9 protein-coding genes are annotated in these 12,360 nt (G+C 42.6%); 2 read left to right on the top strand and 7 right to left on the bottom strand.

The features are described 5' to 3' along the window. Positions 1-35 precede the first annotated feature (35 nt). A complete protein-coding gene (locus AC1EKL_RS04155; RefSeq protein ID WP_480190209.1) occupies positions 36-677 on the top strand; it encodes a YigZ family protein in 642 nt (213 codons plus the stop codon). A gap of 46 nt (positions 678-723) precedes the next feature. On the opposite strand, the gene AC1EKL_RS04150 is transcribed toward AC1EKL_RS04155, so the two are convergent. The 5 genes from AC1EKL_RS04150 to AC1EKL_RS04130 form a co-directional block, all read right to left on the bottom strand. Continuing rightward, positions 724-984: a hypothetical protein gene (locus AC1EKL_RS04150; RefSeq protein WP_480188533.1), complete on the bottom strand. Its 261-nt coding sequence runs from the start codon at positions 982-984 to the stop codon at positions 724-726. 16 nt (positions 985-1,000) lie between these two features. Then, a complete protein-coding gene (locus AC1EKL_RS04145) occupies positions 1,001-2,839 on the bottom strand; it encodes an APC family permease (protein ID WP_480188532.1) in 1,839 nt (612 codons plus the stop codon). A 154-nt stretch (positions 2,840-2,993) separates the two neighbouring features. Then, on the bottom strand, positions 2,994-4,628 hold the full coding sequence (gene groL, locus AC1EKL_RS04140) for a chaperonin GroEL (RefSeq protein ID WP_480188531.1): 1,635 nt from the start codon (positions 4,626-4,628) through the stop codon (positions 2,994-2,996). A 42-nt stretch (positions 4,629-4,670) separates the two neighbouring features. Next, positions 4,671-4,955, bottom strand: coding sequence for a co-chaperone GroES (gene groES, locus AC1EKL_RS04135; protein ID WP_480188530.1), 285 nt, complete (start codon positions 4,953-4,955; stop codon positions 4,671-4,673). Positions 4,956-5,157: 202 nt separating this feature from the next. Beyond that, positions 5,158-5,805 carry a redox-sensing transcriptional repressor Rex gene (locus AC1EKL_RS04130; RefSeq protein ID WP_480172678.1) on the bottom strand — a complete coding sequence of 216 codons (648 nt, stop codon included), beginning with the start codon at positions 5,803-5,805 and terminating at the stop codon, positions 5,158-5,160. Between the two features lie 177 nt (positions 5,806-5,982). On the opposite strand from AC1EKL_RS04130, the gene AC1EKL_RS04125 reads away from it, so the two are divergent. Beyond that, entirely contained in the window at positions 5,983-7,920 is a 1,938-nt protein-coding gene (locus AC1EKL_RS04125; RefSeq protein WP_480190005.1) for an ABC-F family ATP-binding cassette domain-containing protein, read from the top strand. A 70-nt stretch (positions 7,921-7,990) separates the two neighbouring features. On the opposite strand, the gene AC1EKL_RS04120 is transcribed toward AC1EKL_RS04125, so the two are convergent. Both AC1EKL_RS04120 and AC1EKL_RS04115 read right to left on the bottom strand, forming a co-directional pair. After that, positions 7,991-8,749, bottom strand: a complete 759-nt coding sequence (locus AC1EKL_RS04120; RefSeq protein WP_480188528.1) for a biotin--[acetyl-CoA-carboxylase] ligase — start codon at positions 8,747-8,749, stop codon at positions 7,991-7,993. Between the two features lie 77 nt (positions 8,750-8,826). After that, positions 8,827-12,267 carry a pyruvate carboxylase gene (locus AC1EKL_RS04115; RefSeq protein WP_480188527.1) on the bottom strand — a complete coding sequence of 1,147 codons (3,441 nt, stop codon included), beginning with the start codon at positions 12,265-12,267 and terminating at the stop codon, positions 8,827-8,829. Between the last annotated feature and the right edge of the window lie 93 nt (positions 12,268-12,360).

Below are 12,360 nucleotides of genomic sequence, written 5' to 3'. Positions count from 1 at the left end.
GGAAATTAATTGAATTTTTGTGAGGAAATTTTAAGATGACTACTCAAAATTATTTAACAATTTGTGAAAATACGACACACGAAATTACTATCAAAAAATCACGGTTCATTTGCTCGCTTGCTCGTGTGAAAGATGAAGCTGCGGCAAAGGCCTTTATCGACAAGACTAAAACTATTCATCGCAAGGCAACCCATAATTGCTTTGCTTATCAAATTGGCACCGATGATCATATCCAACGAGAAAGTGACAATGGCGAACCAAGTGGGACTGCAGGGATCCCGATTTTGGAAGCATTACAATTAGTGGGTGTCCACGATGTATGTGCTGTGGTGACCCGTTACTTTGGCGGAATCAAGCTGGGTGCTGGCGGCCTTATCCGCGCGTACAGCAACGCAACTTCCGAAGCAATTAAGCAAGTGGGCCTCGTTCAACGCATTCAACAAACCTTGCTCCAAATTGACGTGCCCTACAAATTACATGATCAATTAATTTACTTTCTCAAGGAACAGCAATTAGAAGTTGCCAATGAAGAATACGGTGTCGACGTTCAAACCACCATTTTCGTGGATGAAGCACAGGCTTCAGCAGTGCAAGAACAATTAACCAACCGGTTCAGTGACCAACTCACAATCCACAAAAATGGCACCAGGTTTCATGAAATTCCATATGAAAATTAAAAAACGGCGTATGCAAAACAGTCTGCATACGCCGTTTAACTTTATCTCAACCAAGTAACTTGGCAATTACATTTAAAATAATCAGAACTAAACATAAAGCCAATAGTAACCGCACAGTGCGTTTCATGTGCCGATCACCACTTTGAATTTTATCCCAGTGGAGACCGATAAACCCGCCAACGATCGCCAAACAACCAAGAATGCCGCAAATTCCAGAGTAAAAGTGATTATGCTGAATGGTAAAGGATGCTAAGAATACTAATCCAATCACAAACACTAACCCACTCAGTAAAGTTCGTCTATCCACAATTTCTCCAATCTTACTATTCATGTAAGTGATAACTATAAGTTGCCACAACGATATTCTGCCGTGAGTTTAGTACGGTCCGCAAACGCAAACTAGTTTGGTTGTGGAGGATTAATTGCCAAGGATGCTTTGGAATAAATTGTGGAACCAGAACTGTCGTGGAATAGTTCCGCGCTTCCGCTCGCTTAGCAATTACATCGACAAATCGTAACGTCGGTGTGGCGATGGACCGGTAGGAGGAATGAATGTCAACAAAACGGACATCTGGATATTCTGCCTTAAACTCATTGGCAGTTTTATGCTCCTTACCAGGGTTCTCATCAAATGAAACGTGCATGGCAATCACGTAGTCACCAATTGACCGCGCATAGTTAATTGCCCCTCTGGTTACCCGGGTGACGTTACCAACTAAAACGATAACCGTCGATCCATCATAATCATGAAGCTGAACTGCGGTCTTTTCAGCTACCCGAAGCTGTTTACCAACTTTAATGTAGTGGCTGTGGATCTTATGGAACATCCATAACAAGCAAGGCATGATAATCAGATATGGCCAAACATTTTCGAAGTGTTGCCAGAATAGGGCTGCAACTAGGGAAAGTGAAATTAATGCCCCAACAAAGTTAATGCAGGACTTTCCAATCCACCAACCTTCACGTTCCCGGAACCAGTGAATAATCATCGCAGATTGTGACAAGGTAAATGGCACAAATACCCCAACCGCATAGAGCGGAATCAGCATGCTGGTTTGCCCGTGGAAAATCAAAATCAACACGATGGCGCCAACCGCCAGTGCAATTATCCCGTTAGAATAACCTAGTCGATCTCCCCGATCCATAAATGCATGGGGAAGAAACTTATCTTTGGCCATATTATAAGCCAGAATTGGAAAGGCTGAAAAACCGGTGTTGGCTGCTACCGCTAAAATCATCGCTGTCGATAATTGAAGTAAGTAGAAACCTAATCCGTGACCACCAAAAATTCTCGTCCCAATTTGTGAAAGAACCGTTACCTTAGCATTCGGCACAATCCCTAAGTAAAAGCCAAAGAAGATAATCGCAATGAAGAAGAACGCTAAGATGGCACTCATGATTGCCAAAGTTGTTGAAGCGTTTTTTTCTTTAGGTTCATTAAAGTTTGGCACTGCGTTACTTACCGCTTCCACCCCGGTTAGTGAAGAAGAACCAGCTGAAAAGGCTCGGACGAACAATACAAAACTCATTCCAACGACTGGGGTTCCGTAATCTGCGGGCGCGTGATAGGTAATGTGCCCAGTCGCAATATTAACCGCACCAACGATCACCATTACAAAGATCATAATGACAAAGAAATACACCGGAACAGTCAGGAAGTTGGCACTCTCACTCATTCCCCGTAAATTCATAAACATGATCAAAAGGACAATGATGACCGAAATGGGAACAGAGTATTTATATAATGCTGGAATGGCAGACGTGATCGCCTCGGTCCCAGAGGTTGTCGAAACCGCAACGGTCAACATATAGTCAACTAGCAATGATCCACCGGCTACTAATCCACCATTCTTACCCCAGTTTTTAGTAGCTACAATGTAGGCACCACCACCACTTGGGTATGCATGAATAATCTGTTGGTAAGATAGCGTAATTGCTAATAATAGGACCAACACAATCACCGCAATCGGAATCGAGTACCACATTGCCATCGCGGACAAAGTTACCAGAACCGTTACAATCTGCTCTGGTCCATAAGCAACTGACGAAATTGCATCAGAAGAAAGCATTGCTAATGCTTTAAACTTTGATAGGTGTGTTTTCCCTTCATCAAGGGTTTTCAAGGGTTTTCCAATTAACACCCGTTTCAAATAACGCCACATAAATTATTCTCCTCAAATGTAATAAATCAATGGCTATTCTACTCCACTCGCTTCGTGAATTGCTACCATTTTTGTAAAATTAATAATAAAAAAGTGGTGTTAAGCACCGCTTCCAGCACTCAACACCACACGAGATTGAACTCACCATATTAAATTACATCATGCCGCCCATGCCAGCACCTGGTTGTGGGGCAGCTGGAGCTGCATCCTTTGGTTCTGGCTTATCGGCAACAACTGCTTCTGTCGTCAATAATAATGCGGAAACTGAAGTTGCGTTTTGCAAAGCAGAACGGGTAACCTTGGTTGGGTCAACAATTCCGGCATCAATCATATCTTCGAATGTGCCATTAGCAGCGTTGTAACCAACACCTGGCTTTTCGTTCTTCAATTTGTTGACAATTACAGAACCTTCAACACCAGCATTTTCAGCAATTTGACGAACTGGAGCTTCTAGCGCGTTCTTTACAATGTTAACACCCGTTGCTTCATCGCCAGAAACATCTTTTTCAATTGCTTCAATATCAGGAATAACGTTTACCAAGGCTGTTCCACCACCTGGAACAAATCCTTCTTGGACAGCAGCCCGCGTCGCGTTCAAAGCATCTTCAATACGGTACTTCTTTTCCTTAAGTTCGGTTTCAGTAGCGGCACCTACCTTAACAACAGCAACACCACCGGAAAGCTTAGCCAAACGTTCTTGAAGCTTTTCCTTATCAAAGTCAGAAGTTGATTTAGCAATTGCTTGCTTAATTTGGTCCACCCGTTCAGCAATGGCATTCTTGTCACCACTACCGTCAACAATGGTGGTAGCATCCTTTGTAACCGTAACCTTGTTAGCTTGACCTAATTGATCAACAGTAACGTCCTTTAATTGCATCCCAAGATCATCGGAAATAACTGTTCCACCAGTCAAAATCGCAATATCTTGTAATTGAGACTTCCGCCGGTCACCAAAACCAGGCGCCTTAACAGCACATACGTTAAAGGTTCCCCGAATCTTGTTCAAAACAAGGGTTGGTAATGCTTCACCGGTAATATCATCAGCAATGATCAAGAGGGAACGACCTTCTTGGACAACTGATTGTAATAATGGAAGAATGTCTTGAATGTTGCTAATCTTCTTATCTGTAATCAAGATGTATGGGTTATCAAGGTCTGCTTCCATCTTGTCATTATCGGTAACCATGTATTGAGACATGTAACCACGATCAAAGCTCATCCCTTCAACCACGTCCACACTAGTTTCAACACCACGGGAATCTTCAATTGTAATGACACCATCATGACCAACCTTTTCCATGGCGTCAGCAATCAACTTACCAACTTCAGGGTTAGCAGCTGAAATTGAAGCGATTTGTGCAATGTCATCCTTGGTCTTAACATCATGGCTCATCTTGTGTAATGCTGCTACAGCAGCTTTAGTCGCCTTTTCAATCCCGCGCCGAACACCAACTGGATTAGCACCAGCTGTAACGTTCTTCATTCCTTCGTTAACAATGGCTTGGGTAAGGACAGTAGCAGTCGTGGTCCCATCACCAGCAATATCATTCGTCTTGGAAGCAACTTCAGCCACTAACTTAGCTCCCATATTTTCAAAGTGGTTGTCTAAGTCAATACTCTTGGCAATCGTAACCCCATCATTAGTGATTGTTGGTGAACCATAACTTTGTTCCAAAACCACGTTCCGTCCCTTAGGGCCAATTGTCGTCTTAACTGTATCCGCAAGCTTGTCAACACCAGCCATCATTGACTTACGTGCATCTTCACCAAATTTCAAATCTTTTGCCATAAATTTTCACCTCATTGTAAGAAAAGTTAATTTGTTAATGAATTAATCAACAACCGCAACTAAGTCCTTGTCATGAACAACTAAGTACTTATCGCCTTGGTATTCAACTTCATTACCAGCGTACTTATCAAAGAGGACTGTTTCGCCAACCTTAACACTAACTGGCACCTTGGTCCCATTATCAAGAACTCGACCATCGCCAACAGCGATAACTTCACCAGTAGTTGGCTTATCCTTAGCGTTGGAAGCTAAAACAATCCCTCCAACAGTTTCTTCTTTTTCCTCTGCGGCCTTCATAACCACGCGATCTCCTAATGGCTTTAACACGTTAACCCCTCCAAATATCATTAATTTCTGTAATCATTTAGCACTATTTAGTAGTGAGTGTTAGCACTTAAACGTCTTAAGTGATAACCACATTTCTTAGTATAACATCATCTTGCCTAATTACAACTAAAAAGTTTGACCTTTTTTGACTAATTCAACTTAAATTAGCAAAAAAGCCGGGCAACGCCCGGCAATTCTTGTTTTATTCGTCTTGTCCATTAAGATGATTACTTTCAATAAAGTAAATTAATGTTTGGAGTTCGTTTGTCAAGTCAATATTTTGAACTTGCACATTATCCGGCACTGACAAACGAACTGGCGAAAAGTTTAAAATTCCGTGAACACCCACTTCAACTAAATCGTCCGTGACTGATTGTGCTTGGGATGCCGGAACCGTCAAAATCACCACATCAATCTGTTGTTCCTTAATCTGTTTTTTTAGTTCGTTAGCTGGGTAAACTGGAATACCGCTCTTGATGGTGTTGGCTAAGGCTGGCTTAGGGTCAAAAGCAGCACTTATCCGCAGATTAGTGCTTTGGTGGAAGTTGTAGTTCATTAAAGCACTTCCTAAACTACCGACCCCAACTAACGCTACACTTGTGAGCTTATCCTGGTTCAAAATTCCCTTAAAAAACTTAATAAGACTCTCAACATCATACCCATATCCACGTTTTCCCAACTCACCAAAGTATGAGAAATCACGCCGGATAGTTGCCGAGTCAACTTGAACCGCCTCTGAAAGTTCCGTTGATGATACTCGACGTTTATTAGCATTTAGCAAAGCATTTAGATACCGATAGTATACTGGTAAACGCTTGGCTGTTGCCCGCGGGATTTTACGCGTTGGCATAACCAAATTCCTCCATTCAATTTAAAACGTTTGTGAATTAACCTACTTGATATTCTAGCAACTTATTCTAACTTTGTGAACCTTTTTGCAAGAAAAGATCCATTTAGTAGTTACTGCTTTTTTATGCTAAAATCGTTTTAGAATACTATTAATACTGAAATTAAACGCGGTTACTGAATGATATTACTCCAAGCAAACCATGTCGAACGTCGCTTCGGTGCTGACGTTTTATTTCACAATGTCAATATGCAAATTAACGAGCATAGTCGAACTGCCCTCGTGGGTAGAAACGGTGCCGGTAAAACAACCCTGCTGAAAATGATTGCCGGCATTACAGAGCCAGATGAAGGAACAATTTCAAAAGCCCATCACCTTACCATTGGATACTTAGCTCAAGACCAGGGATTAGATTCACAAAACACAATTTGGGCTGAATTAGATTCGGTTTTCACGCCATTACATAAAATGGAGGCTGAAATTCACCAACTGGAGGAACAATTAGCGACATTGGATAGTACTACTGATCAATACCAGCACGTTATCCAGCAATATGACGACCTCCAAACCACCTTTAAGGAGCGTGGTGGCTTTGAATATGCATCTAAAATGCGGGGTGTGCTAACCGGGTTTGGTTTTGATTCCTCGATGTATGATCTACCCATCAACTCACTCTCCGGAGGGCAAAAAACTAAGCTGGCCCTTGCCAAGATTCTTTTACAAGCACCTGACCTGTTAATCTTAGATGAACCAACGAACCATTTAGATATGAATGTTTTGAGCTGGTTAGAAGACTACCTCCGCGGCTATGCTGGTTCTGTGCTGGTAGTTTCGCACGACCGTTACTTTCTCGATCGCGTGGTTAACCAAGTCTACGATTTAGAAAATCAAACTCTAACTCGTTATTCTGGTAACTATTCACAATTTACCAAAGAAAAGACGGCCCGCATCCAAGCTGAACAAAAACACTATGATCAGCAACAAAAAGAAATTGCAAAACTGGAAGACTTTGTTAATAAAAATCTCGTGCGCGCTTCCACCACTAAACGTGCTCAAGCGCGACAAAAACAATTAGATAAAATGGAACGACTAGAACGACCAACAGTTGATGACCGTTCAATCCACTTTGCGTTTCACTCTGCTAAGGACAGTGGGAACGAAGTCTTAGACGTTCAAGAACTTAAAGTTGGCTATCAAGAGCATGTTCTCGCTGGTCCATTAAGCTTTCAAGAACGACGGAAACAACGGATCGGTATTATTGGACCCAACGGAATTGGTAAATCCACCCTTCTGAAAACTATTTTGCACAAACTCCCAGCAATTAGCGGCACTATTAAACTAGGCGCTAACCTTGATATTGGTTACTACGACCAAGAGCAACAACAACTACATCCTAATAAAACAGTATTAGATGAAGTCTGGGATGATCACCCAGAAGTTCCAGAAACGGAAATCCGTTCCCTGTTAGGAAGCTTCTTGTTTGTTGGCGATGATGTTTTTAAAACCGTTCATGAGTTAAGTGGTGGGCAGAAGGCTCGGTTAGAGTTAACCAAACTCTCATTTCAGCCAATTAACTTCTTAATTCTCGATGAACCAACCAACCACTTAGATATCGACAGTCGGGAAGTTCTTGAAACTGCCATTAACGAATTTTCGGGAACCGTTCTCTTCGTATCTCATGATCGTTACTTTTTAAACCAAGTAGCAACTGACATTTTAGATATGTCCGCAACGGGAATTCAACATTACTCAGGAAATTACGATAGTTTTCTTGAACAAACAGCAAAATTGGTAGACCCAGTGAACGTCCCCAAAAAAGCTGCAAATAAAAAGCATTCCTCAAAATCTACGAGTCAACAAAACTACCAAGCTAGCAAGCAAGAACAACGTGCCCGTCGTAAATTGGAACGGGAGGTTTCAAAATGGGAAACCACGTTGGATCAACTGCAAGCGCAGCACGATCAAATCGAGCAACAAATGAGTGATCCTGAAATTGCCACCGATATTGCAAAGCTAAGTGATTTGCAAAAAGAGCTTGATCAATGTCAGGCTGAATTGGATCAAGCTGAGGAAAATTGGACAAGTGCAGCTGAACAACTCGAAGAATTTAATCAATAATTATCCATCTAAAGAAACGGCCCAGAGTGCTGAAAGCGCCTCTGAGCCGTTTTTTCCATACCAAATTAAATTAATAATTAACCTTCACTACTTCACCCGCACTAATAACTTTCGTTCCAGATGGTTGCTGAACAATCAATTCGCCATCTTTAGCAATTCCCTTAACAATTCCTGTAACTGTACCATCCGTTAATTGTAATGTAACCTCTCGGTTCATTAAAATCAAACGTTGCTGATACTCATCAATAAATTGTTTGGTTTGGTAGGTCAACTTAGCTTGCCAAACTGCCTTGATTATGTCAGCCGCCAATCTGTTTCGATCTACTTCCTGCTGCGCAATACTGCCAGCTTTTGCTTGGAGCTGTGTCGGAAAATTAGTCGTCGTTAAGTTAATTCCCAACCCCACAATCCATTTGGCTGAATGGCCTTCCAGAATTGATTCCACCAAGATTCCTGCCACTTTTTTCTTGTTCAGTAAAATATCATTAACCCATTTCACCATAAACCTTTTCGTCGGGTAAAACTTTTCTAATACCTGAGTAATCGCTACCGCTAAGCCCGTTGTAAATAGACCAGCATGCAGTAATTCATCAGTGGGAATTTGTGGTAATAAAACACTTAAATACAATCCAGAGTTTTGTGGTGAATAAAATGACCGCTTGCCCTTTCCATAACCAGTCGTCTGTGTTTCTGCCAAAATTGCTGCTGGACGATGGTCCTCAAGACGTTTGGCAACGTTTTGCGTCGAGTCAACTTGGTCTTTAACGTAAACATTTCCCGGGAAATCATCTCCCAAAAACTGCTTAATTACTTCTTCTGCGAGTTTCATTTTTCCCTCCTTATTGTTATAAAAAATAAAACCCCATGCCTCCCTTCGAAAGAGCAATGGAGTTTATTGTTTAAAAACTATTTTTCGTCTGGGGTAAGTTGAATTAGCAAGTCTTGACTATCCATGACTGCCCCTTCACTAGCATAAATTTTGGCCACTCGACCACTAAACGATGCCTTGATCGTGGTTTCCATCTTCATTGCCTCAGTCACAATCAATGAATCACCTTTTTGAACATGATCGCCTTCCTTAACGAGGATTTCGACCACAGTTCCGTTTAACGGCATCCCAATCTGTCCTGGATCACTCGGATCTGCCTTTGGAACCTTAACTTTGGCATCCGCATGTGTTTGATCTTCAACTGGCAATTCAACCTGCTCACCATCAACTGCAAAGAAGAGGTGCCGGTTACCATCAACATCGACATCTGAAATGGAGTCTAAGCGAAGGATTTCAGTCTTCCCCGGTGCTAAGTGTACGTGAACCGTTTCGCCCGGACGCATCCCTTGATAGAACGTATTCGTATCTAATACACTGATCTTTCCATACTGCTGGTGTCGCTTGAAGTAATCCATAAAGACATCCGGATAAAGAACGTATGATAATACCTCTTCTTCACTCGGCTGCCGACCAATTTTCTGGGCTAAATCAGCAGATTCCTTAGTAAAGTCAACTGGCTTTGCTAAACTCCCCGGACGCACCGTAATTGCTGTTTGCCCCTTTAAGACAACCTTTTGTAATTCCTTTGGGAAGCCCCCATAAGGTTGACCTAAATCACCAGCAAAGAAGTTCACTACCGATTCCGGAAAGTCAAGGGTCGCACCCCGTTCCAGAATATTGTCGGCCGTCAAATTATTTTGAATCATGAAAATAGCGAGATCACCAACCACCTTGGAACTTGGGGTCACTTTAACGATATCCCCAAGGAGCTGGTTAACTACCCGGTACATTCGCTTAACCTGTTCAAAGTCGTCAATTCCAAGTGATTTAGCTTGCTGTTGCAGGTTGGAATATTGTCCACCCGGCATTTCAGTTTCATAAATATCTGGTAGTGGCGCATCAATCCCGTTGGCAAAGTCCTTATACAGTGGCCGGATTCCAGCCCAATATTGGTTAATCTTTTCAACATGATCAATATTCAATTCGGGTTGCCGATCATTTCCTTCCAAGCTGTAGTAAAAACTACTCATACTTGGCTGACTCGTAGTACTTGACAGGGCACTCATTGCAACATCAACCACATCAACACCGGCCCGGGTAGCTTGATCATAAGTAGCAACCCCATTCCCAGTTGTATCGTGCGTGTGCAAATGAACTGGTACATCATACTTAGCCTTTAGTTCGCCAACTAACTCGTAAGCTGCATCTGGCTTGAGCAAACCTGCCATGTCTTTGATGCCCAAGATTTGGGCACCCGCATCAACCAACTGGCCCGCTAATTGCTTATAGTAATCCAGCGTATACTTCGTTTCATGAGGGCTTAATAAATCGCCCGTGTAACACATGGTACCTTCAGCAATCTTACCGGTCTGCCGAACATAGTCAATACTCTTTTGCATTTGCTCAACCCAGTTCAAACTATCAAAGATTCTGAAGACATCGACGCCATCTTGCGCACTGCGATCGATGAATTTCTTTAAAACATTGTCCGGGTAGTTCTTATAGCCAACCGCATTGGACCCCCGCAAAAGCATTTGCAACATTGTATGTGGCATTCGTTGACGCAGCATCTTTAGCCGTTTCCAAGGATCTTCCCCAAGGAACCGGTAGGCAACATCAAAAGTTGCTCCGCCCCAAGTTTCTGCAGAAAAGACGTTTGGCAATGCCCGGTCGTACACGTCCGCCACCGGCAGCATATCATGGGTTCGCATTCTGGTAGCAAAGAGGCTTTGATGAGCATCCCGCATTGAGGTATCAGTTAACAATACCAACTTTTGGTTTTTAACCCATTCCATGGCAGCAGCTGCCCCGTCACGATCAAGAATCGTTTTGGCATTCACGATTGGCAACAAACTATCATCATTAAGGTCAAGTCCATGTAACTTAACGTTGGCTGCATGAACCTGCTTTTGCCGTTGAACACCATTAAATCCATTGACCGTAACATCACCAACATAATTAAGTAATTGCTGTTGGGTATCTGGCTGATGATCGAATTTAAATAACGATGGTGTTTGATCAATAAATGCGGTGTGGGCTTCTCCCTTTTGGAAGACCGGGTTCTTCAACACATTCAACATAAATGGAATGTTCGTCTTGACCCCACGAATCTGAAATTCATTCAGAACCCGGATCATCTTTTCTACGGTGTTATGGAAAGTTCGGGCATGAACACATGCTTTAACCAACAGTGAATCAAAGTATGGCGTTACAACAGCACCAGCATAGGTGTTCCCACCATCGAGCCGCACTCCATTACCACCTGGAGAACGGTAAGTTAAGATCCGTCCTGTATCTGGCATGAAATTATTTTCTGGATCTTCAGTAGTAACCCGACATTGGATCGCATAGCCGTTCATCGTTAACTCATCCTGTGCTGGTAAATGCAGATCTTGATGAAGATCTGTACCAGCCGCGATACGAATTTGGGAACGAACAATATCAACCCCCGTGATTAATTCAGTGACGGTGTGTTCAACCTGAATTCGTGGGTTAACTTCAATGAAGTAAAAGTTATCCTTAGTAACCAGGAATTCTACGGTCCCGGCATTTTGATAGTGAACACCCTTCATTAAGCGAACCGCAGCATCGCAAATTTCTTTACGCCGCTGGTTATCCAACGCCAAACTAGGCGCAAATTCAATTACCTTTTGATTCCGCCGCTGAACTGAACAATCCCGTTCAAAGAGATGCATCACATGACCATGTTCATCGGCCAAAATTTGTACTTCAATGTGCTTAGGATTTTCCAAGTATTTTTCAACATAAAGTTCATCATCACCAAATGACGCCTTAGCTTCACTGCGTGCTCGATTGTACGCCGTCTTTAGGTCTTCATCATCCTTAACAATCCGCATACCACGGCCACCGCCACCCATCGCTGCTTTGATCATGATTGGGTAACCATGGGTATGCGCAAAATCAGCCATCTCCTGCATTGACTTCACTGGCTCATTAATTCCCGGAATAGTTTGCAGGCCATTCTTTTCGGCAACTTCCTTCGCCGTAATCTTATCACCAAAGATCTTCAACTGCTCAACTGTTGGGCCAATAAAGGTAATGCCATTTTGTGCACACTTTTCCGCAAATTCTTCATTTTCGGCTAAAAAACCATATCCTGGATGAATTGCATCCGCACCCGTTTGCTTGGCAACCCGAATAATATCATCCATATCCAGGTATGCATCAATCGGCTTCTTGCCCGCGCCAATTTGATAAGCTTCATCAGCCCGGAAACGGTGTACACCGTACTCATCTTCCTTCGCATAGACTGCTACGGTTTGCAAACCAAGTTCGTGACACGCACGAATAATGCGGATCGCAATTTCACCACGATTGGCAATCAATACCTTCTTCAAATTTTCCACCGCCTTAAATAACGAACATCTTTCCTACTTCACTGCTTAATCATACCATAATCTGCGTTTAACAGGGCTGGAAAATGAGAAATT

It is taken from the genome of Limosilactobacillus sp. C0001E2, from assembly GCF_056590915.1.
This window is presented reverse-complemented; position numbering and strand designations above follow the sequence as displayed.

Excerpts from the sequence above, each read along its gene's own strand:
- AC1EKL_RS04120 (WP_480188528.1), bottom strand. The coding sequence starts at position 8,749 with ATGAAACTCGCAGAAGAAGTAATTAAGCAGTTTTTGGGAGATGATTTC.
- AC1EKL_RS04155 (WP_480190209.1), top strand. The coding sequence starts at position 36 with ATGACTACTCAAAATTATTTAACAATTTGTGAAAATACGACACACGAA.
- groL (WP_480188531.1), bottom strand. The coding sequence starts at position 4,628 with ATGGCAAAAGATTTGAAATTTGGTGAAGATGCACGTAAGTCAATGATG.
- AC1EKL_RS04145 (WP_480188532.1), bottom strand. The coding sequence starts at position 2,839 with ATGTGGCGTTATTTGAAACGGGTGTTAATTGGAAAACCCTTGAAAACC.
- AC1EKL_RS04130 (WP_480172678.1), bottom strand. The coding sequence starts at position 5,805 with ATGCCAACGCGTAAAATCCCGCGGGCAACAGCCAAGCGTTTACCAGTA.
- AC1EKL_RS04125 (WP_480190005.1), top strand. The coding sequence starts at position 5,983 with ATGATATTACTCCAAGCAAACCATGTCGAACGTCGCTTCGGTGCTGAC.